General features: G+C 50.9%; 18 protein-coding genes. 4 read left to right on the top strand and 14 right to left on the bottom strand.

The features are described from left to right. Positions 1 to 107: 107 nt before the first annotated feature. From PH235_RS05895 to PH235_RS05885, 3 genes are read right to left on the bottom strand one after another with little or no spacing between them, the layout of a single operon-like run. The gene (locus tag PH235_RS05895) at positions 108 to 773 is read right to left on the bottom strand and encodes a DUF6320 domain-containing protein (RefSeq protein ID WP_272161446.1); all 666 of its coding nucleotides are present in this window, start codon (positions 771 to 773) and stop codon (positions 108 to 110) included. Further along, positions 770 to 2,155 carry an alcohol acetyltransferase gene (locus PH235_RS05890; protein WP_272161445.1) on the bottom strand — a complete coding sequence of 462 codons (1,386 nt, stop codon included), beginning with the start codon at positions 2,153 to 2,155 and terminating at the stop codon, positions 770 to 772. Before PH235_RS05890 ends, PH235_RS05895 begins: the two co-directional genes overlap by 4 nt. Positions 2,156 to 2,200: 45 nt before the next feature. Continuing rightward, positions 2,201 to 3,121, bottom strand: a complete 921-nt coding sequence (locus PH235_RS05885; protein WP_272161444.1) for an alpha/beta hydrolase — start codon at positions 3,119 to 3,121, stop codon at positions 2,201 to 2,203. Positions 3,122 to 3,386: 265 nt separating this feature from the next. Here PH235_RS05885 and PH235_RS05880 point away from each other — a divergent pair, with 265 nt between their 5' ends. The 3 genes from PH235_RS05880 to PH235_RS05870 are packed head-to-tail and all read left to right on the top strand — an operon-like array spanning position 3,387 to position 5,268. Then, the gene (locus PH235_RS05880; RefSeq protein ID WP_272161443.1) at positions 3,387 to 3,590 is read left to right on the top strand and encodes a PLDc N-terminal domain-containing protein; all 204 of its coding nucleotides are present in this window, start codon (positions 3,387 to 3,389) and stop codon (positions 3,588 to 3,590) included. Continuing rightward, the gene (locus PH235_RS05875) at positions 3,590 to 4,507 is read left to right on the top strand and encodes an ABC transporter ATP-binding protein (protein WP_272161551.1); all 918 of its coding nucleotides are present in this window, start codon (positions 3,590 to 3,592) and stop codon (positions 4,505 to 4,507) included. Before PH235_RS05880 ends, PH235_RS05875 begins: the two co-directional genes overlap by 1 nt. Continuing rightward, complete coding sequence (locus PH235_RS05870; protein WP_272161442.1) at positions 4,504 to 5,268, top strand: ABC transporter permease; 765 nt, start codon at positions 4,504 to 4,506, stop codon at positions 5,266 to 5,268. Before PH235_RS05875 ends, PH235_RS05870 begins: the two co-directional genes overlap by 4 nt. 275 nt (positions 5,269 to 5,543) lie before the next feature. On the opposite strand, the gene PH235_RS05865 is transcribed toward PH235_RS05870, so the two are convergent. The 4 genes from PH235_RS05865 to PH235_RS05850 are packed head-to-tail and all read right to left on the bottom strand — an operon-like array spanning position 5,544 to position 9,287. After that, on the bottom strand, positions 5,544 to 6,491 hold the full coding sequence (locus PH235_RS05865) for a FecCD family ABC transporter permease (RefSeq protein ID WP_272161550.1): 948 nt from the start codon (positions 6,489 to 6,491) through the stop codon (positions 5,544 to 5,546). Between the two features lie 52 nt (positions 6,492 to 6,543). Further along, positions 6,544 to 7,545 (bottom strand): FecCD family ABC transporter permease, encoded by a 1,002-nt coding sequence (locus PH235_RS05860; protein WP_272161441.1) that lies wholly within the window; start codon positions 7,543 to 7,545, stop codon positions 6,544 to 6,546. A 15-nt stretch (positions 7,546 to 7,560) separates the two neighbouring features. Beyond that, positions 7,561 to 8,490: an ABC transporter substrate-binding protein gene (locus PH235_RS05855; RefSeq protein ID WP_272161440.1), complete on the bottom strand. Its 930-nt coding sequence runs from the start codon at positions 8,488 to 8,490 to the stop codon at positions 7,561 to 7,563. Between the two features lie 2 nt (positions 8,491 to 8,492). Beyond that, entirely contained in the window at positions 8,493 to 9,287 is a 795-nt protein-coding gene (locus tag PH235_RS05850; RefSeq protein WP_272161439.1) for an ABC transporter ATP-binding protein, read from the bottom strand. A gap of 167 nt (positions 9,288 to 9,454) precedes the next feature. On the opposite strand from PH235_RS05850, the gene PH235_RS05845 reads away from it, so the two are divergent. Then, positions 9,455 to 10,474, top strand: coding sequence for an NAD(P)/FAD-dependent oxidoreductase (locus PH235_RS05845; RefSeq protein WP_272161438.1), 1,020 nt, complete (start codon positions 9,455 to 9,457; stop codon positions 10,472 to 10,474). Between the two features lie 300 nt (positions 10,475 to 10,774). On the opposite strand, the gene PH235_RS05840 is transcribed toward PH235_RS05845, so the two are convergent. The 7 genes from PH235_RS05840 to PH235_RS05810 all read right to left on the bottom strand — a co-directional run bounded on the left by PH235_RS05840 (position 10,775) and on the right by PH235_RS05810 (position 21,121). Continuing rightward, on the bottom strand, positions 10,775 to 10,987 hold the full coding sequence (locus PH235_RS05840) for a hypothetical protein (RefSeq protein ID WP_272161437.1): 213 nt from the start codon (positions 10,985 to 10,987) through the stop codon (positions 10,775 to 10,777). A gap of 224 nt (positions 10,988 to 11,211) precedes the next feature. Beyond that, a complete protein-coding gene (locus PH235_RS05835) occupies positions 11,212 to 12,363 on the bottom strand; it encodes a transposase (protein WP_272161436.1) in 1,152 nt (383 codons plus the stop codon). Then, positions 12,344 to 12,796, bottom strand: a complete 453-nt coding sequence (gene tnpA, locus PH235_RS05830; protein WP_272161435.1) for an IS200/IS605 family transposase — start codon at positions 12,794 to 12,796, stop codon at positions 12,344 to 12,346. The genes PH235_RS05835 and tnpA overlap by 20 nt, the downstream gene beginning before the upstream one ends. A gap of 162 nt (positions 12,797 to 12,958) precedes the next feature. Beyond that, positions 12,959 to 14,302 carry a DUF2399 domain-containing protein gene (locus PH235_RS05825; RefSeq protein WP_272161434.1) on the bottom strand — a complete coding sequence of 448 codons (1,344 nt, stop codon included), beginning with the start codon at positions 14,300 to 14,302 and terminating at the stop codon, positions 12,959 to 12,961. Next, positions 14,241 to 18,398 (bottom strand): TIGR02680 family protein, encoded by a 4,158-nt coding sequence (locus tag PH235_RS05820; protein ID WP_272161433.1) that lies wholly within the window; start codon positions 18,396 to 18,398, stop codon positions 14,241 to 14,243. Before PH235_RS05820 ends, PH235_RS05825 begins: the two co-directional genes overlap by 62 nt. Continuing rightward, positions 18,382 to 19,584, bottom strand: a complete 1,203-nt coding sequence (locus tag PH235_RS05815; RefSeq protein WP_272161432.1) for a TIGR02678 family protein — start codon at positions 19,582 to 19,584, stop codon at positions 18,382 to 18,384. The genes PH235_RS05820 and PH235_RS05815 overlap by 17 nt, the downstream gene beginning before the upstream one ends. Further along, on the bottom strand, positions 19,568 to 21,121 hold the full coding sequence (locus tag PH235_RS05810) for a TIGR02677 family protein (RefSeq protein ID WP_272161431.1): 1,554 nt from the start codon (positions 21,119 to 21,121) through the stop codon (positions 19,568 to 19,570). Before PH235_RS05810 ends, PH235_RS05815 begins: the two co-directional genes overlap by 17 nt. Positions 21,122 to 21,162 lie beyond the last annotated feature (41 nt).

Below are 21,162 nucleotides of genomic sequence, written 5' to 3'. Positions count from 1 at the left end.
TTCCGAATGATTAAACAAACAAAAAAGCTTTGAGAATTCAAATTTCTCAAAGCTTTTTTGTTTGGCCAGATACAACTTTATCTCGGAAATTTTAGCAGCATCACTTTTCAAACATGCATCCTTTTTTCCAGCTCGCGCCAAATCTCTCCGCCGTGATAGAGCAGGATGATGACCAAGGTGACTGCGCTCATCATGACCGACAGGCTTGAAGGCAATGACGTCGTGACCCAGTCCAAGGTCAGGAACAGCGCCGGCAAAAGCCCCAGCAAGGCAGCTGTCAAAAGGTACAACACGTAGTCCCTGACGCCCAATTTGACGAGGCGTACCGCGATGTATAAGGATACGATCGCAAAACTGCAGATGATCGGCACCGCATAGGTGGTCGACCAACCGCTCCACCCGGACAGGTAATCCAAATAGATGCACAGAAGCGACAAGGAGACGATCAGATAAACGATGCCCTTTGCAATGTTCCGTCGTTTCCGGATCAGGATCAAAACGGAAAGCCACATGCTCAAGATCCCAAAGACGGCGAGCTGAACATTCTCCATCCGTCCGATCCAAATCAATTCGATCAGCAGAAAAGCGATGATCAGCACAAAGGAAATCAAGGTCAAGTATTTTGTGACAATTTCCTTGTTGAAACGCAACGGAATCTTCGGGTAGGGATCCGGCAGCACCGGATCGGTGGCGTCGTCCAAGGTCGTTTGGCACAAGGGACATTGTTCCCATTCTCCCTTGATGGTCGCGTTGCAATGTTGGCAGTGTTTCATGATATCTCACCTTCCAAATCTTCACTCGAAACCTTGTTCGCTGCGACTGTGACGGCAACGCCCGCGTCGGTCAAAATCCTGACAAACTGCTCCTCGATCGTTGATTCGACAAAGGGGGAGGTAAAACTAACCGTCAAGTGCTCCCCATGGCTGATGGCGCAAAATTGCGGGCGGACCGCCGAGGTATGGAAATACATTTTCTTGATGTAGCCGTCGATCGGATCAGGAAATGTGACCTTTCCCAAATTCGAAATCGCGATCGTCAAATTCCGGTTGCTGATATAATTGACCAGCTTCAGAATGAAGTCTTTGATCGGCCGGAAGACCATCCGCGTGAATGGGCTGTATTCGAAGGCGATCAACGTCCGCAGCTTTTCCTCCAGACTTTCCGGCGTAATCTGTTGCTGGAACTGCTCTTTCAGCGTACGGCCGATTGCGGCAATGTCATCCGCTTCCCCATTTTCATCTGTAGTATAAATCAGGCGGGTCGTGCTGAAAAAATTCCTGGCAGAATTGGACGGGAAGAATTGCCGTAAGTTGACCGGAACAGAAACAGCCATAGCCGAGCCTGGTTGGAAATCTTGACTTGCCTTGCGCACGGCGAGCATGTACACGGCGGTCAGATACAAGGTCAAAGAAGTCTGTTGTTCCCGAGCCAGGGCAAGAACGTCCTTAACCGGCATCTCGAGTTCGATGACATGCGGCCGGTTGTCCGGGGTCTTTTTGCCGCGGAACTGGTGCACGCGGAGCTTCTGCTTCGGCTCATTTTCCTCAGGCAAGGCGCTCTTTTGCGCATGGCTTTTCCCTGTCAATTGACTGACTTTCGCGACAGAACGGATGGCGGATTGCGCCGCATCCGTGAAGTTCTGTTTCTTGTCCTTGCGGAAGTAATGCGCAAAACTGTCCTCCAGTTGGTGGTTCAAGCGATCGTGCGCTGCGGCATCAAGGCCTTCAAAAGCCTCGGGATGACGCAGCATGATGTAGGCCTTCAGCAGATCCTCGAAAAACCACAACGCACCGGTGCCATCGGACAAGGCATGGAAGAGCTCCAAGTGAACCCGGTTTTGGTTGTAAAAGACCCGGAATAACAGCTCCCTCCGGTCAAAATGATAGATCTGTGCGCAAGGCGGCAACACGTCGGCCGTCACTTTCGGCTTCAGGTCGCTTTCTTCCAGATAATACCAAAAAAATCCGCGCCGCAGCACACTGTGGTACAGCACATAATTCTCATAGACTTCATCAAGTGCCCGCTGCAGCAACAACGGATCCACCGCATCGGTCAGTTCCGCACTCATGCGGAAGACCTTCGTATCGCTGCTCGTCATGGCAGCCAAAAATATATTGGAGGCATTGTCCAAACGTACCCACTTTTTTCGGTTCACTGCTTTTCCCCCTTTCCCCTTGTTCTATTGAACAACCCTTTCGGCCTATGCATTCAGAAACGCATTGATGACTTCGTAGGCTTCGACAACCGATTCAGCTGTCTTCGGATAGGTGATGAAGCCATGGACAATGCTATTCACGCGATGGACTTGTACCTTGTTGCCGGCATCCCTCAAGGCTTCCGCGTAGGCTTCGCCTTCATCCCGCAACGGATCGAATTCGGCCGTGATCACCAGCGTTTCCGGTTGATTCGACAAATCTTCCGCCATCAAAGGCGCGACATAGCCATTCTTGCGCAACTCGGGATCTGGTTGGTACAACGCCATGTATTCTTCCATTTTTTTCGCAGTCAGTCCGTAATCATGCCCATTCGTGCGGATTGATTCGAATGGAGATGCTTCAGAATGATCCCAATAGGTGACAGGATAAAGCAAAATCTGTTTCATCGGAGTCGCTTGGCCTCTTTCTCTAAGCAGCAAAGACACGGCTGCCGCCAAGTTTCCACCCGCGGAATCGCCGATCAGGATCAAATCTTTTTCATCCGAAAGACCGCTCATTTCCAGATGCTTCAGCAATACTTCCGCCACCCGGTAACAATCATAGAGACCGGCCGGATACGGATGCTCCGGCGCCAAACGATAATCGACGGAATAGACCGTCCTGCCGGTCAGATCCGCCATATTGATGCAGGCATTCGTGTAAGTTTCGATGTCACCGATGACCCATCCGCCGCCATGGAAAAACAGCAGCGGCTCTTTATACAGGCGCTCTTTCGGATAGAAGACGCGCACGGGAATATCATGGGAACGGTCCTCCGAATAGATTTTGTGGTCCATGATGATATAGCCCTTTTTCGGCTTGGGAGCCAGTATATGCTGCACTTTGCGGACACGGGCGTAGTCTTCCTGCATGTTGATTTTTGGTGACGACATCAACTTAAGCATCAATTTAAAAAATGGATTCATCCTTCTGTCCTTCCTCTGACAGCTCTGGCTGTTCTGGTATCTTTGCTTCATTATAGCACAGGACCGCGCCAGTCCCATACAGCCGTGAACCTTAGCGTGGCCTTCTTACATGATAGGTTTCGCCACTCTTCCGACTTGCAAATTCCACTCCCAGTGTTATACTTGTTATATAACGAACAGGAGCTTTACGGTTGTGGAAAATCAATCGGACAAGTAAAATGAAGATATGAGAAAATAGGCGAAAAAAGAAAGAAGGCGAGCTTTTATGATAGCTGATTTGCAGCCATACTTACCCATCCTGATCCCTTTAATCGTGATTCAAATCATTTTGTTGATCACGGCCCTGCTCCACCTGAACAAGCATCCCAAAGTAAAAATAGGCAGCAAAAATCTTTGGATCTTCATTATCATCTTCCTGAACATCATCGGCCCGGTCCTGTATTTCCTGATTGGAAGGGGCGATGAGTGATGGATATCCTCACGATCGCCGGCTTGGGGAAATCCTTCGGGAACCAACGCGTCCTCACTGATTTGTCCTTCTCCGTCCCCGAAGGCTCGATCTACGGTTTCATCGGCAAGAACGGCTCCGGAAAGACGACGACAATGAAGATCGTTTTGGGCTTGTTGCAGTCGGATACCGGCGAAATTTCTGTATGCGGCGAAAAAGTGCATTACGGCGACACCCGGACGAACCGCTTCATCGGCTACCTGCCGGATGTCCCGGAATTTTACAGTTTCATGACCGCAAAGGAATATCTGCGGCTGTGCGGCGAGATTACGGGCATGCCATCCGCGATCATCCAAACCAAGTCTGAAGAACTGCTGGAGCTGGTCGGGCTGGCGGATGTGAAAAAACGCATCGGAACCTTTTCCCGCGGCATGAAGCAGCGGCTGGGGATTGCTCAGGCGCTGCTGAACGAACCGCGGTTGCTGATCTGCGACGAACCCACTTCCGCATTGGATCCGATCGGCCGCAGGGAAATATTGGATATCCTTCTGAAAGTGAAGGAACGGACAACCGTGCTCTTTTCGACGCATGTCCTGACCGATGTGGAAGCCATCTGTGATCGGGTGGGCATCCTCGATGGCGGAAAACTCGTCCTGACAGGATCGGTATCGGAGCTGAAAAACACCTACTCCAAACATTCCAGTACGGTCACCTTCCGGACTCCGGCAGATGCCGCTGTGTTCCAAGCAAATCCGCGATTGAGCATGATGAATACTTCTTTGCGTGCAAATGATCCTTCCGTCACCATCCAAGCCGAGGATCCGGAACAGGCCATGGCGCTGATCATCCGGATCTTGGGTGATACCGGATTAGTTCCGCTCCGATTGGAAACGGCCGAACCCAAACTGGAAGATATTTTCCTGGAGGTGGTCCGATGAGAGCATATCTTGCCTTCACAAAAAAGGAACTGACCGAATATACGCGCAACTTCAAGCTGTTCCTGGCGATCGCCTTGTTTGCACTGTTGGGCATCATGAACCCGTTGACGGCCAAATTTTTGCCTGATCTGTTGGGTAATTTCATGCCGGAAGGGATCACGATCCTGATTGCGGAACCGACGAACCTCGATTCCTGGATCCAATTCTTCAAGAACGGCACCCAGACCGGCCTGTTCATCATCGTCATCCTCTTGAGCGGCATGATGGCGAAGGAATACGAAAAAGGTACACTCATCAATATGGTCACGAAAGGCTTGCCGCGCCGGACCATCCTTTTTTCAAAATTCACAGGCGCCCTAATGCTTTGGTCCATCAGCTATTGGCTCTGCTTTTTCATCACTTTGGGATACACGCTGTATTACTTCCCTGATGGCACGACCGAAAACTTGGCCCTGTCGGTCATCAGCCTCTACCTGTTCGGCGTGCTGTTGATTGCGGTATTGCTGCTCGGGGCTGTCTTGTTCAAAAATGCCTACGGACCGCTGCTGTTGACCGGTGGGTTCCTGATGGTGCTGTTCTTGTGGAATCTGTTCCCGGAAGCGGCCGAGTGGAATCCCTTGATATTGGTTTCGCGCAACATCGACATGCTGCAAGGGACGCTGTTGCTTGAGGAACTGCGGAATCCGCTGCTGACGACGGGACTGATGATTACTTCCGCGCTTGTTGCAGCGGTGAAACTATTTAATAAGACTGCTTTGTGAACATAAAAACGCGCCATCCAGCCCTTTTTCGGCTGATGACGCGTTTTTTCTGATGACGCGTTTTTTAAGGTTTTCGGTAATAAGGATTTGTGGTGCTTAGTCTTCAGCTCCGGTCAAGAGAGCCTTCGTTGGAGGTGGATGTCGTTTTCGGACCCTCTGCTCCGGCGGCGAGCGCTTGGCAGGAGCTGAGCAATTGTTTGGGCCGGCAGCTCCGGCCACACCGCCTTCGCCGGAGAAGAACAACCGTTCCAGACCGCCAGCTCACTTAAATCGACTCAGCGCATCCTCCCCAACAGCAAATACAGGAAATAAGGCGCCCCAATCAGAGAAACGACGATACCGGTCGGAAAAGCGGTATCCATCAAAGTGCGGCCGATCGCATCGGCGATCAACAGGATGATGCTGCCGATCAGCAGCGCGATCCAACTGTAGCGTTCATGCCGTTTGCCGACCAGTTTTTTGGCGATGTGCGGGGACATCAGGCCGATGAAGCCGATGTTGCCCGTCAACGAGATCGCCGCTGAAGCGATAGCGACCGCGCAAAGCAGAAGAATCAGTTTTTCGTTCCGGAGCTTCAAACCCAAGGCAACAGCGGTCTCCTCACCCAACGCCAAAATATTCAGCGTCGGGGCCTTCAGGAAGAAGATCCCCAGCGCCAACAGCCAACCGGGCAAGATCGTGAACACGAACGGCCAGGTCGAACCCCAGATGTTTCCCGACATCCAAGCGGTGATGAAGCTGACGTCGGTCCGGTCTGAGGAGGACATCAGCAGGATGATAAACCCCGAAAAGGCGGAGGAGATCCCGGCTCCGATGACCACAAGCTGCATCGCGTGCTGCTTGTGGCTGCGGCTGTAACTGAGCAGATAAACCGCGGAGGCGGCCACCAGTGCGCTGATGAATGCGACAAGCGGCAATGCCGCCGAAAACTTCAGCATGCTTTCGCCCGCGAACAGGTAGAAGATCGTCACGCCGAGACCGGCTCCGGAATTGATGCCCATGAGGCCCGAATCGGCCAGATCGTTGTTGCTCAATGTCTGCAGGATGATACCGGCACCTGCCAAGCAGGCGCCGGCCATCGTCAACACCAAAGCCCGTGGCAAACGGATCTGGTAAAAGACGTAGTTTTCTTTAAAAGCCCCGTTCCCGGACAGCACCTGCAGGATGCGGTCCAATGGAAGCGAGGAATAACCCATGGATAAGGCCACGATGAAAGCCGCCACGAACAAAAAGACGAATAGCCACAACTTTTTCCGATAAGTCGGATTCCATTCATTAAACAGCTTTGATACCCCCTTTCCTGGCGATCGTCACGTAGAAAGGCACGCCAATCACGGAAACAATCGCCACTACAGGGATTTCGAAAGGACTGGCAACCGTGCGTCCGATGTAATCAGCCAGGATCATGAAAGTCCCCCCGACAGTGATGCACAACGGAATGATTTTGCGGTAATCCTGCCCGACCATCTTGCGCACGACATGCGGGATCATCAGGCCGATCAGGGCCAGATTGCCGGCGATGGCGACCGCGCTGCCTGCAAGCAAGGTAATCAACAGAATCAGGACGGTCCGGATCAGATTGGTCCTTTGTCCCATGCTGATCGCTGTTTCCTCGCCCAAGCTCAGCACCGTCAACTGGCCGCTGAATGCTAAGCTCAACAGCAGCGCCAGTCCGATGACCGGCGTGATGCTCAAAATATTCCAATCGACACCCATCAGGCCGCCGGAAGTCCACATCGAAACGTCCTTGGAGATGCGGAACCAGATCGCGATCCCGTCCGCGATGGCCTGGAAAAAGAACGAGACGGCTGCCCCAATCAGGATCAAATTCAAGGGCGACTGTCCGCTCCTCGTCGCATTGCTGAGACCGTAGACAAACAGCATCGCCAAGCCCGCACCCACGAAACAGGCAATGGAAATGAGCAGGTAGGAACTCTGCGGAGCCAAGGCATAGACCAAGGCCACCGCGATGTTCGCGCCGGAAGTCAGCCCCAAAAGTCCGGGATCGGCCAATGGATTCCGCGTCAGCGCCTGCATGATTGCCCCGGCAACAGCCAAAGAGCTACCCACGAAGAAGGCACCCAGAATGCGCGGAAAACGAATGCCCCGCAGGACAAGATAATAATCGCCGCCACCTTCCCCGATGAGCGCCTCGATCAGGTCCGACCAATCCGTGTCCGCCGCTCCTGTGTAAAGCGCCAGGACTGCTGCCGCAATCAACAGGGTGACTGTCACTGCCAGATAGATTCCGAAGGCGTTTCGTTTCCGTTTAGTCACTGCAATCGTCCCCTCTTATTCCGCTAAAAAGGATTCCTCGAAGAAGTCCAGTTGGTAATCCAAAGATAGCGAATCATTGAAATAAAATGTTTCGGCATCCGCCACAAACACTTGGTTGTTCTGCACAGCCGGGATGTTCTGGAACCATTCGGCATCCAAGAAGCTCGATTCCGGATCGGTTGCGGCCAAACTCAGGATCAGGTAGTCGCCAATGTAATCACCTAGCACCTCTTCGGATATAGCATAATAACCTGCATCCAGGGCGTTTTCCTTGACCGTTTCAGGCATATTCAGGCCCATTTCCTGATAAAGGATTTCCGTGCCGCGTGCCCAGTTGTCGCCGAAAATATACATCTGTTTCTCAAAGTTCTCGGCAACTGTGACCGTCGATTCCTCGCCGATGGCTGCTTTGATTTCCTCACCTACCGTTTGTGCTTCAGCTTGGAATTCCTCAACCCAGGCGACTGCTTCCTCTTCCTTGTTCACTACTTTACCGATTTCCACGATCTGTTCCAGGTAGGAAAGTTCGCCGTATGTGAACAATACTGTAGGCGCGATTTCCGAGAGTTGGTCGGCATTTTCGATGTTGTCCAAGCCGATGATCAGATCCGGTTCCAATTCGAGGATTTTTTCGACGTCGGCATTCGATACGACTGCGACGCCGCCAAGCGCTTCAGTGAAATTCGGATTGCCGGCTGACCAGGCGTCCACGCCGACGATGTTGACGTCGAAGTTGATGAGGTCCCCAACATAGGACGACAGCACCACTACCCGTTCCGGGCTTGCAGGAACCGCGATTTCTTCGCCGTCGACCGTTGTGTACGTCACCGTTTCGGCTGCTGCGCTTTCGCTCGCCTCATCGGATGTATCCGTTGCGGAGCAGGCTCCCAGGATCAATCCGGCACTCAATAACATTGTCAGTGATAGTTTATTCATTTTTTTCATATTCATTCTCCTTTTTTTATCAATTCATACCCGATGATGACTGGTTTTTTTGTCTTTACGTCCGGCTGGATGGTCGGGCGGATATTGAAGATGGCCGCGATGTTTGCTGCGGTGACCACTTCCTCCGCTGAACCCTGGCAGACGACATTGCCGTCCGAGAGCGCAACGATATGGTCGGAATAGAGCGATGCCTGGTTGATGTCATGCAGCACCATCACGATCGTATAGCCTTCCTCTTCGTTCAGTTTCTTCAGCAGTTCCAAAATCTCCAACTGGTAACTGATGTCCAGATAGGTCGTCGGTTCATCCAAAAAGATGATGTCGGTCTTTTGCGCCAAGGCCATCGCCAACCAGACCCGTTGCCGCTGCCCGCCCGACAGTTCATCGATGTAGCGGTGGCGCAGCTCGTCGATTTGCGTCTTCTTGATGGCCCAATCGATGATTTCCTTGTCCTCGCTGCCCAGTCCCCTCAAACCTTTCCGGTGCGGGAACCTTCCGTACGAGACGATCTCCTCGACCGTGATGCCCGAGAGGTTTTCCTGGCGCTGCAGTAGGATCGCGATCCGTTTCGCCAACTGTTTCGTACCCATCGTAAAGATCGAAACGCCGTCCAGCAGAATATCGCCGCTCGAGCAAGTCAGGATGCGCGACATCGCCTTCAACAAGGTCGATTTGCCGCAACCGTTCGGCCCGATGATTGTCGTGATTTTTTGCGGCGCGATGGTGACTGAGATATTTTTCACAATGATCTGCTTGTCGTATTTGATTTGCACCTCCTCAACTTTCAGGCTGCACATGCCTTCATTCCCCTTTCTTTATCCTTGCAGAAGCGATCCATTTCCGGATCGTTCTTGACATTTCCGAATAAAAATCATTTAATTGATAATGAGAATCATTCTCATTTATAATTTATTCTATTATCATTCATAACCTACAATTAGTCAACAGAAAATGAGGTGGTCTTTTGAACGAAGTATTTGACGTAACGATAATCGGTGGCGGGCCTTCGGGTCTGTACAGTGCTTTCTACAGCGGTTTGCGCAATCTCAAGACGAAGCTGATCGAATCCCAGTCCGTCCTTGGCGGCAAAGTCAACCTGTACCCGGACAAAATCTTGTGGGATGTGGGCGGTCTGACGCCGATCACCGGCAAACAGTTCCTTTCCAATTGCATCACGCAAGGGCTGACGTTCCACCCGACCGTCTGTCTGAATACGGAAGTCAGCCAGATCACCAAAGTCGCCGGCATTTTTGATATCCGCGCCAGCAACGGCGACCATCATTACTCGAAAGCTGTGATCCTTGCATACGGCAGCGGCATCATCACGCCGAACAAGTTGACGGTGGACGGTGCGGAGCAGTTCGAAAGGACGAATCTGCATTACATCCCGAACAGCCTGGATGCGTTCCGCAACAAGGAAGTTTTCCTTTCGGGAGGCGGAAACACAGCGATCGAGCAGGCAAACGAATTGCTGGCCATCGCAAATAACGTGACACTGGCTTGCCGCAGCAATGAACTGCGCGCGCATGAACACAGCGTTGAGACTTTCCGCAACAACGGCGGCACGCTGCTTTTGGAAACGCAGATCCGCTCGTTCCGTTCCAACCGCCAAGGCGAAATCGAAGCCGTTTCCCTCTCGATCGGCGGTGAGCATCGGACTGTCGCTGCCGATGCGGTCATCGTCAACCACGGTTTCGCCAGCAAACAGGCAATCGCGTTCGGAGATGCGATGGGCCTCCAGTTCAATGACAATCATTTCATCGAAGGCAGCCCAGACAGCAGCATCGGCCACCCGGGCATCTTTGCGGCAGGCGACGCAATCGCCTACACGGGCAAAGTCAACCTGCTGGTCGGCACCTTCCAGGACGCCGTGAATGCGGTGAACAGCGTCAAACAATACCTGAACCCTACCGCTGAAAAGCACGCGATGGTGTCCTCGCACAACGAAGCCTTCGTGGAGAAAAATAAACAATACAGTGTGTAGATCTGTAGATTTGTAGAAACGCATAAGCAGCCGATGGGACGCCTCATCGGCTGCTTTTTGCGTTTATACTTGTAGTTGTCCGATTCTTTCGGGTTATCGGACAACACACACTACATTCGTTCTACGGTTGTCCGATTCTTCCCGGTTATCGGACAACGCACACTACATTCGTTCTCTGGTTGTCCGATTCTTCCCGGTTATCGGACAACTTTAAAATGCAACAGCCGACAACCCCAAAATAAAAGCGCAGGCCAAGTCTCATCCCAAGAATGATCCCTGCCCTGCGCAACTATTTCACCATCAGATTTCGTACTCGACAGCCCGCCTGGCCTCGTCCTCAGTTGCTTCTTTGTACATTTTGCGGTTTTTCTTCTTGCCGACGCCTTCTACCCACCATTGCCAGAAATCGTCGTCCTTGTGATGGGAAATCCCACCCATCAGGATGCCCCGTTTGTAGACATTGAGTTCCGTATATTCCGCATTTGTTTTGTCCGATTTCAGCCAAAAAATCATCTGCACGCCTTCTTTCGTTCGATTTTGTCTCTAATCTTATGAATGATTGCTTGAAAATTTTCAACAAGTCAAGTCAACTCTACTCCTAAATCAAAAAGGTTTCAACGTGAACTACTCGGCCATGAATGACCGAGCTTCTGGGAACAGAGCAGACTTGCTGCGTTGAAAATCCAACGCAACAGCGGTTTCTCCTATTAACCGAGGCCAGTTCCTGACCTGTGCCTTTAACGCTGGGCAAGCGCTTTGTTGAGGATATTGATGGCCGCATTCACATCGCGGTCAATACCTGTGGTATGACAATGCGGGCAAGCGAATGTGCGGATCCGCAGCGGTTTCTTGCCGGTGTTTTCCCCGCAATGCGAACACGTTTGGCTCGTATAAGCGGGGTTCACCAATACCAGTTCCTTGCCGTACCACTCGCATTTGTACGCCAGCATGGACTTGATTTTCGCCCAGGCGGCATCGGCGATGGAACGCGCCAGCTGACGGTTCTGCAGAAGATTCTTGGTTTTCAAATCTTCCAGGGCGATCAGGTCGCATTTTTTGACCAGGCTGGTTGTGTATTGTTGCAGATAGTTGTTGCGTTGATTGGCAATCTTTTTGTTGATACGCGCCACTTGTTCCTTGGCTTTTTGGACATTTTTGAAATCAGAAAGCTCCAGTTCGATTTCTTCCGCTTTCGCTTGTTCGATTTTGACAAGCGCCTGTTGACGGCGCCGGGCCAATTTCCGTTCCCATTGCCGTTTTTGTTTCGCCAAAGAACGTTCAAACTGTTTATTCGGCAATTTGTAACCATCTGATTGGATGGCAAGATCGGCAAGGCCGAAATCGATCCCAACGGATTTGCCTGTTGATTCAAAGATTGTTGCCTCGAAGGCAACCTGCAGTGTCGCTTCAAAGGTGCCGTCCGCTTTTTTGCGTACGACCACACTCTTGATTTTGTCTTTGACGCGATGCAGGCCGTTGGCTTTCACCAAGCCCAATTTCGGCAATTTCAGATAATGATTGTCCACGACCTGGATGTTGCCGTTCACACAATTCGACTTGTAGCTGTTTTTGGGCCGCCGGCGCGACTTGAATTTCGGGAAACCGTTCTGTTTCTTGAAGAAACGGTCATAACTGTCCGCAAGATCCGCGGATGTGTAAAGCAAACTGGTGCTTTCGGCTTGCTTCAGGAACGGGAATTCGATCTTCATCACTTTGATCAGATAATTCATGCCGAATTTGGTGACGAAAGAACCGCCATTTTCATGGCGCGCAAGCTGCATTCCGAGCAGTTGATTCCAAAGGAATCGGTTCAGCCGGAAGTTGTTTTCGATGGCCAATTGTTGTTCGGGGGTAGGATAGAGCCGAACTTTAACGCCTTTGAGTTTCATCGAAATCAATCTCCTTCCTGCGCTGGTCGTCAATGTATTTTGCGATAGCGTCTTGATTGGTCGTGCCGATGCTTTCAACAAAGTAACTCGAAGACCACAAGTGCCTATCTGACGTTTTCCAGTACGCCTTTTTTAGTTCAGGGTATTCCTGGAGAAGTAACCGTGCGCTGATTCCTTTCAGCCAGCGAACAATATTGGTTACCGACAGTTTTGGCGGTGCGCTCACCAACAGGTGGATATGGTTATCCAGTCCAATTTCCATGTGCGCGATCGAAAATCCGTACTCTTCCGCAATATGCAGTAGCATTCGTTTCAACGAATCTTCGATATCGTCCGAGAGAACTTTGTTTCGATACTTCGTGCCCCAAATGATATGATAATTCAAATTGTAGACAGAAGTCCTACCATGTGTAAATCTATTTTTGTTATCCATAGCTTAATTATACAACTTCAATCATGACCATGTACAATAAAAGACCGCGGGAATTCATCACGGGTTTGAAAGCCCGTGTTTCCTTCCCGCTAACTCAAAAAAATGAACCTTACGCGTTACACATTGTGAACAAGCTTCCTTGCAGCTCACAAAACATCATTATTAACCTTCGCGAAGAATCCTGATTTCATCCAGCAACTCCTCCAAAATCCCTTCCTGATAACCGGCGACTTTCTTTTCGGCCATCAGATCCGCCAGACCGCGCAGCTCCCCGGATTGGATGCGCTTCAGCTTCTGTATCCGTTTCTCGTCGATTTCTGCGGTCGGTTTTGAGGCCGAATAATGGTCGGTGGTCATCCCGAGTAACTGGAGTTTTTCACCGTACCGTCTTTTCAGCGTATCCGCCATCAGCAAGCCTTCTGGATCGAAATCGCCGGAATAGTACAAGGTGATCCCCTCATCCGGAATCCGTTCCAACAGCAGCCAGACCGCATAGCGGAACTGGCCATTCGTGCAGACCATCGGACAGTCCGGGAAAGCATCCAGCAAGATGGAATACACGCCTGAATTTTCGATCAGGAAAATCTGTTTGCCTTTGCCGGGCCGGATCCATGAGATATCCAAAAGCTGGCGCACAGGAACATTCCACGGGATCCGATCCAGACAGGCATCCTGCCACATGGCGATTGGCTCTTCCCCGCGATAGGCGATGAGCCCGTTCACGGCGGTGAAATTCATGATGTCATCCTTGATGATCTTGAACAGTCCGTAGATTTCATTTTCCAGTTCCGCCTTCGACAAGAATCCGTTCATCGCTTGGGCTGACTCGGCTTCGGCATATTTATGATACAACATCATGAAAAGCAGCTGTCCGGTCAGACCACTCGAATCGAAAGCATGCGGATTGCCGCTGATGCGGTGGGCGAAGACCGGTAATTTCGTGTATTCCTGCGGGAGATTCCTCAGGGCTTCCGCAACGTTCATGAAGGCAGCCAAGCAAGCAGTTGGCTCCTTTAGGAACCAGCCCAAGTATGCGGTATTGCGGTTGCGACTGAAGACCACCCTGAACAGTGGATAAATCTCACCAATCTCCACCAGGAAAGAGCCGTATTCCGTTTCGGCATCTTCCGCGAGCTCCTGCTTCGTTTTGAGCTGCTTGCCGCTTACGCTTTCAACCACAACCTCAAAAGGGATCGGCTCGAATTTGCTCCCCTCGTAATTGCGCTTGAAATCGCTGATTTTGATGTTTTTGCTTATTTCCCATTCCCATTGCGCAAGGCCCATGAACGTCAGCAACGGCTCTGTATCGACTTTTTTGAAAAGCGACTTGCTGATTGTGCCGGTGAAGCGTCCAAAGCTCTCGTATTTTTTATGGATTTGTTTGATGCAGATGACCATAACCGGTTTGCCCGCAAAATAGCGGATGGCTTCTTCTTTCAGTTTCTCATCCAGCTTGTCCACCCCCAGCACTTTCCGGACCGGCATCTTCAAAAAGATCATCTTCATCAGGCAGCATCAGCGTTTTCACTTTCCCGTCCCAGTGGTACTGGATCGTCGAGACGGTCGGCGCATTCTTGGGCCGGATCAGTTCGTACGTGTTCAGGCTGGAGACCGTATGATATTCTCCGTAGAGCGCCTGGGAATTCATCATATAATTGAACTCCAGTTGCTCCGTGGCCTTGAACAGTTCGGCGATGTTCAGATCGTCGATGCCGGCAAACGCCTCATCCAGCGTGATGATGTAAGGGGCGTCCTTCCCGGCATCCTGATAGCGGGAGTACATGGCGGTAAATAGCGGCAAATACATCGCGATCGCTTTTTCGCCACCGCTGAACTGATTGAATTTGTTGTTGGAAAGTTCCTTCATGACTTCGTTTTTACGGTGATGCCACAGCTCGAAACTGAACCATTTCCGGTAATCCAACACTTCCTGCAGCACCTGATAAAGGCTGTCTTCGCCATTCGATTCGTCGCGCATCTGCTTGGCCTGCTCGATGCGTTCCTGGAAATGCTGCTTGATCGCTTCCGTATCGCTTTCCTTCATGATGTTCCGGTCTTTGCGCAACAGTTCCACCAACCGCGCCGTCGACAAGCCATCATCGCTTTCCGACGCCTTCGGGATCCATCTGATTGAAAGCGTCAACCCGGAAGAATTGTCCTGATGTTCGAGGATATCGTTCATCTTGGACACCCATTTTTGGGCGTTGCCGATCAGCGTCCGCAGCACATTCCCGATTGAATGGAAAATGATTTGTTCGAAAAGCTCTTCATCGCTTCTTCGTAGCACCAATTTGGCTTGTTCGATCTGATCCTCCAGGCGCTTTCTCAGGTCATCAGGACTTCTCCAGGCACCCTCCGAGTTCACTTGGTAGATCCTGATTTGGTTTGCGTGACGCCAAAGTTCCATTTTATCGCGGAATTCCTGAGCCTCGAACTCGTTGAACCAAGCCGGAGCAGCAATAATCTGGTCCTGGATGATTTTCGGACGGTAGTCAATCAGGTCCGATTCCATTTGCCGATGGACGGCATCCAGATTTCCTTCCAACTGCGTCAAGCGATTCTCTTGGTTGGTCCAATTCCTTAAGTAGTCTTCGGCTAAAGCAGCCAGAACTTTATCCCCACCTTTGCCGTATCTGGCGACTTCCTTCGCAAAGGTATCCCGCCATAGTTGCGTGTACGGTTTTTCGAAGCGGATCTGTTCTTCGATTTGTTTCAGGTTCAGACTGATGACCGTGAGCTTGTTATTGTGTTCAATTCGCTCATCTTGGATAGACTCCTTGCGGGTTCCCCCTTTCCGGATGTTCCGGATGCAGTATTCGATCCGCTCGGTGATTTCGGCGACATTGTTGATTTTCTGCAGTTCCAGATTCGAAGCCAATTGCCGTTCGAGCGTATGTTGCTTGGCTACCTCTTCATCGAATTCCGCCAGCATTTCCTGGAGTTCCTCACGCTGCACGCGCAGCAATTCTTCGGCTCCCGCTCTGTTGTCGTCAATATGCTTCCGGTCAGAGACCGTGCCCGTCCAGTCTTGGAAGGCAGCCTGATAATCTTCTTGGCACTTTTCGGCCTCTTCGTATTCAACCAAGGTAAAGCCGATCGTATTGCCTTTAGCCTTTTGATGCAGCGTGATCCTTAAGTTATCCGCCTGATTTTTGATTTCCTGCAGTTCCCTTTGTTTTCGCGCCAATTCGTTTTCGCCGCGACTGATTTCTCCTTCCATCTCCAAAATATTCTGGTTGGCGAAGGCAAGTTCCTTGTCGATAGGAAGCCGCGTCAGATCGGCATCGATTGCGGCCAAGTCTGCCAACAATCGGCTCTCCATCTCAGCTGATGTTTGCAGCTCTTCCTGCAGCCTATCGATTTCCTCCTCCAATGATTGGATCTTTTCCATCCTGTAGCGTTCCCGGCTAGCTTTGCCGATGTAGCTAGCCTGATGGTCTGTGTCCGCTTTCCCTCTCAGCGAAAACAAGCGGTAGCTTCCGTCTTCCACAATGATCGGAGCCGCGGAGTCGGACTCGCCGCCGTCGATGACTGCAATCGATTGGAGGATGTCCTGCACGTAGCCGGCATCCAAACTGCGCCCGCTGCTGTCGGGGACGAGAAAATCAGCCAATGTCTGCGTGAAGAACTGCGGATTCGGCAACAATTGTCTGTCACCTTCCAAATCCAAACCCGTTTCAGAAAGCAAAGCATCCAAAAATCCTGTCTCCATCAATGCACTTTCGATGGCATTGCGTTTCTCTTCGGCCAAGTCGGATCTGAAATCTATACAGGAGTAGAAAGGTTCAGCCACAATACCCGATTGCGCCAATTGTTCACGATTACGCTGGCTGGCTTTGGTGCGTTCCGGAACCGGATCCTTCTCATTCTTCCAGGCGCGGATTTCTTTCTCGTTCTCTGTGATGGAATTCCTGATCCATTCCATCCGACTTCTGATCGGCAGCAAATCATTGCTGACGCGTTGTTTTTCATTGTTGGCGGCTGCATAGATCGGCTCAGTGACCTGAGTAAACTGGATCGTTTTCACATACAGCACTTCTAGTCTGCGAAGTACCTCGCTATATTCGTTTTGCGGCACCGTGAAATGCGCTTGGTTTTGCCAGTGGCTGAAATCGCTGATCAGCTTTTCCTTTTCATCCGTAAAGATGCCTTGCCAATGGCGCTGATTTTTACGGTCTGCTTCCAATTTTTCGGCTATGTCGCCCAATTCCTTGTCGATGCGTTTCTGAATGCTCAAAGCTGCATTCAGTTCCTTGAACAGCGAGACCATGTCGCGCAGATGTTTCAGATAGTCGCGGTTCGTCGATTTCCAATAGTCGAAGGAATGTTCTCCTGTCTTTCTTTCGAAGTCAGCCAGGTGCTGCTTATGTTCGGAAATATAGCCGGATCCTTCCGCATATTCCGTCATTTCGTCAGCCAACGCGGCCAATTCCTTTTCGGCCCTTTCCAAATTCCGGATGTGCCCTTCCAGCTTTTCGCGGGTTTCAGCAACCTGCGTCTCTTTCTTGTTGACCTTATCGCTGTGCCTCTGTAAAGCACTCTTGCTGCTCTCCAGGTCATGCTTGAGCTGGGTCCCCTTCTCGATCAGCTGATAGACCTCATTCTGTTTCAGTTCATCCTGTTCTTTCCGCCAGAGCGAAAGATTCAGTTCCAGCTCCGCCTGTTCCTTTTGTAGCGCAGCCAAAAGGTCGGTAAGTTCTTTTTGCTGTGCCGTATCCGCGTCTATCTTGGCTTGCTTCTGCTTTGTTATCCTGTCGTTCTCCAGCCAACGGTTCGCCAACTGCCGCAATTTCTCTTCGTACAGGCTGTCGTAGCTCTGTTGGATTTTGCCTACAGCCCTGGATTCGCGCTCGAACTGTCCAAGTCGTTCACGGCTGGCATCGATCTGTTCCAATGTCCGCGAAACAGGCTGTAGATCGTCTTCCTTCAGGGCCGGCAACGAATTCGTCAAAATGTTGTAGATCGCTGTCGGGGTGAATTCCCTGGATAATTTCGGACTGCGCAATTCCATCAGCAACTTGATGCAATCCTCAAATTTCCCAAGACTGTCGAACCCAAAGATGCGTTCATTCACAAATTCCTGGTAATCCTTCTGGGAGCTCATCACTTTTCCGCCCTCTGCAATCCGATTAATCAATTGCCGTTTGGACAAAGGCTGCAGTTGCTCTCTTTTCAGCTCCTCGAACAGGCTGAAGTCGACGCCGATGCGCCTGCCGTCGGTGATGCCGAAGTACCATTTTCCTAGCGAACCGCCACGTTTGGCTTGCAGACCGATGCCGACAGTTAGATAGGATTCCTGTTCTTTCCGTTTGAATTCCAGGAAGAGATAACCCGTCCGTTCCTGGATCTTCGACACCTGCTCCTCACCCAAAAGATAATCTTCCATCTTTCTGGCGCGGCTGCCGAAGGAATCCAGACGGGTCGGGTCCGTCTTGCCATCCAACAAAGTAGGCAGCAAGCTCTGCATCGTCACCGATTTGCCCGATCCGTTGGAACCGCGCAACAGCAGTTTCCCATCCGCGAAATCAAAATATTGTTCGTCATAGTACCAGAAGTTGACGAGCCCGGCTCTGTTCATTACCCATTTATTCGTTTTGTTCACTGCTGTCTCCCTCATCTCCATCAAATTCTTCCTCAGGCATATCATCTTCCTCCAACAATTTCTGAAGAAAATCCTGCGGGTACCTACCTATATTGCGCGCAAATGTCGGGAGGATTGTGACGTTCCCGTCTCCATCTTCTGCAAAGAAACGCCATTTGATGCCATTTTCCATTATCAGTTTGGCCAATTTCTTATCGGAGCTCTCGCGGTATTCCTTCGACCAGCCCTTCCTGTTCTCAGTGGCATTCTGGCCGATCAGAGCCAGCCATTGATTTTTCGATAAATGGATGCACCCATAAGCATCAGGGGCGTAATCCGATTCCCGGATCATTTCCGCCAGCTGCAGCAGGCTCTCGTCGGCAGATTTCAGCATCGGGAAATAGGTCTGTTGCTTCAGGCGCTCCTCCAGCGTCAACATCGCCACATCCTTCGTCAACTCGAAGGTGTAGTGCGTATTTTTTTCAAAAAACGCACTGATGTACTGTTGCTGGTTACGCAGGTAATAAAACAGCCTGTCGTTCTCTTCGGTGCGGAGAATAGCCGATTCCATCATCAAACGCCTGAAAGCGACCGTGCTCGTCTCCTCGTCGGCCCGCTCCCGTTCCATCTGCACCAATTCCCGCCAATCCTGGAATTGGGTAATGTCTTCCGGATAGGACCGCATAAAATATTTGCTGTAGGGACTGACTTTATAGAGGACTTCATTGGACTCGGAGGTCGCGAAATCATCGGTCTTCCCCTCGATCGTATCGATCAATTGCATGTCAGTCATCACGTTCAGGACGCGCACTAGGCTTTTTCGGTGGTTGAAATTGGTCCAGTCCAGGAGGTCCCGTTCAGGATAAAACAGGTCCAGTTCATCAACGAGTTCATTGATCAGAAATGCTTCACCTTCGCTTTTATCCTCCGTATAGGCCATCGCGCAGGCGAACAGCGCATAATCCATCGGCTCGTTGAAAGCCGTGATGCCCATCCAATCCTGGGATTCGAAAGGGATCTTTTCCAGCTTGATGAATTTGCCATGCACGATCAAGCGCAGCCCGAATATTCTCTGGATGACGCGCTTCAGGTCGTTTTCGATGCGCAAAAGCTGATGGTAGGCGTCCTTATCGGTTTCCCGGATGATCCAAAAATTTTCAAAGAGGATGCTGAGTCCTTCGCGGATCTCCTCACTGCTTGCCGGCATTCCTGTCACCTCCTGTATTTTCCTTGTCAATCAGCATATAGACGACATTCGGCATCTCCAAAAAGCCGTCTTCGGATTCCAGCCTGACTTTTATGCTCCTGTCCACCCTAATCGCGAAAACTTGGCCGAATTCGGTTGCGATGGTCCGCTCTTCATTCTGGAAAGACAGGCTCAGCCATTTCAACAACAATTTCCGGATCGATGTATCCATAAAGGGATGTTCGATCAGATCGATTTTTCCGTTCTGGATGTAGTGCTGGAGGGATTTTTCGAGTTCTTTCCGTTGCTGCAGATGGGCCGCGACGGCTTCTTTCTTCGCTTGGGTATTGCGGGTGAAGGCCGTCGCACTTGTCCGTTCCCGGTACTCCCTGATATGCGGAATCGTCTCATGGACGGTCGCCGGGATGTCCCAGATATCCGCGAATTTGTTGCTGGTTTCGGATGGTTTCACATAATAGTGCTGCGTGTGGAAGGCGCCGAAGACCTGCGTGGAAAGCTGATGCGCTTCCTCAACGGACCGGCAATGCAGGAACCACTCAGCCAAATGGATATAGTCCTTCTTCCGGCTCTGATGCTGCTGCATGCGGTCACTGAAACGTTGGATCATCCGGGTTATTTTGCTGATGGCCTGATTGGTCTGTTTCATCAAGGAACTGTACTCGCTCGACTTCCCTTGCCCGTCGATGAACCAAGCAAGCATCGTATCCCAAATCCCAAAAAGCTCAGCCGTCAGTTTCGCCTCATCCAGAACCGTTTCATCGAACCGGGGAATCTCTTTTTCATGGTTGATGACGCATCTGGCGACGAGCAACAGTTTATCCTTGGATACGCCTTGCAAAGCGTGCTGGATCTGGTAGGAAGTGTTCTGCATCGTAACGATGAAGTCCCTCAGATAAAAGACGAATTGGTCTTTGAATACCAGGAACGCCTCCGTCTGCATCTGGTTTTCCGTCCGTTCGCTGTTCAGGTAGCCGATATAATCGGATGTGTTGTTTTTGATGCTCGTGAAATGCGTTACGGTGTCCTGCCAAATATTGAACAGTTCCTTCTCGTCGGATTGTTGGTCCATCTCCCTTATGGCTGAAAGAAACCTTTCAAAAGTATTCTTATCCAAGGCCCCTCTGCTGTGTCCGGTCTTGCCGCTCAATTTCTCCAGCATCTCTTCGATGGCGATGCTGGTTTCGGAAATCTGGTAGCGGAAATGTTTATTTTTGTATTCCGCTATGCTCTTGGGTTCACTCATTTCCTGACGCGTCTCCAGGTTTTCCCACCCGACGAGGCTAGTCAGATCCTGATCCAACTCTTTTTCGGAGTAGCCCTCAAAACCCGCCAGGCTCTGCATGTACTCCAGCACATCACCCCGGTACAGCAAATCGTTCATTTTCCGATGCTGCTCATAGAAATAATGCATGATGGTGCGGTAGCGCTGGAAATTGTCTGCTGACAGATAGCTTGCTTCATTTATTTTACTGTACTCAATTGCGTCGGCCAGAATACTCACTCCTTGATCATGAATTGTATGTAAAAAGCTTCCCATATTAATATCCGTAGTTCGTTGTTCCCACATCAAAATATAAC

The organism is Trichococcus sp. K1Tr (assembly GCF_028309625.1).
Lineage (GTDB): Bacteria > Bacillota > Bacilli > Lactobacillales > Aerococcaceae > Trichococcus.
The sequence above is the reverse complement of the archived record's forward strand: the minus strand, read 5'-3'. Positions and strand labels throughout refer to the sequence as shown.

Excerpts from the sequence above, each read along its gene's own strand:
- PH235_RS05895 (WP_272161446.1), bottom strand. The coding sequence starts at position 773 with ATGAAACACTGCCAACATTGCAACGCGACCATCAAGGGAGAATGGGAA.
- PH235_RS05885 (WP_272161444.1), bottom strand. The coding sequence starts at position 3,121 with ATGAATCCATTTTTTAAATTGATGCTTAAGTTGATGTCGTCACCAAAA.
- PH235_RS05880 (WP_272161443.1), top strand. The coding sequence starts at position 3,387 with ATGATAGCTGATTTGCAGCCATACTTACCCATCCTGATCCCTTTAATC.
- PH235_RS05875 (WP_272161551.1), top strand. The coding sequence starts at position 3,590 with ATGGATATCCTCACGATCGCCGGCTTGGGGAAATCCTTCGGGAACCAA.
- PH235_RS05870 (WP_272161442.1), top strand. The coding sequence starts at position 4,504 with ATGAGAGCATATCTTGCCTTCACAAAAAAGGAACTGACCGAATATACG.
- PH235_RS05855 (WP_272161440.1), bottom strand. The coding sequence starts at position 8,490 with ATGAAAAAAATGAATAAACTATCACTGACAATGTTATTGAGTGCCGGA.
- PH235_RS05850 (WP_272161439.1), bottom strand. The coding sequence starts at position 9,287 with ATGTGCAGCCTGAAAGTTGAGGAGGTGCAAATCAAATACGACAAGCAG.
- PH235_RS05840 (WP_272161437.1), bottom strand. The coding sequence starts at position 10,987 with ATGATTTTTTGGCTGAAATCGGACAAAACAAATGCGGAATATACGGAA.
- PH235_RS05835 (WP_272161436.1), bottom strand. The coding sequence starts at position 12,363 with ATGAAACTCAAAGGCGTTAAAGTTCGGCTCTATCCTACCCCCGAACAA.
- tnpA (WP_272161435.1), bottom strand. The coding sequence starts at position 12,796 with ATGGATAACAAAAATAGATTTACACATGGTAGGACTTCTGTCTACAAT.
- PH235_RS05825 (WP_272161434.1), bottom strand. The coding sequence starts at position 14,302 with ATGAAGATGATCTTTTTGAAGATGCCGGTCCGGAAAGTGCTGGGGGTG.
- PH235_RS05815 (WP_272161432.1), bottom strand. The coding sequence starts at position 19,584 with ATGCCGGCAAGCAGTGAGGAGATCCGCGAAGGACTCAGCATCCTCTTT.
- PH235_RS05810 (WP_272161431.1), bottom strand. The coding sequence starts at position 21,121 with ATGGGAAGCTTTTTACATACAATTCATGATCAAGGAGTGAGTATTCTG.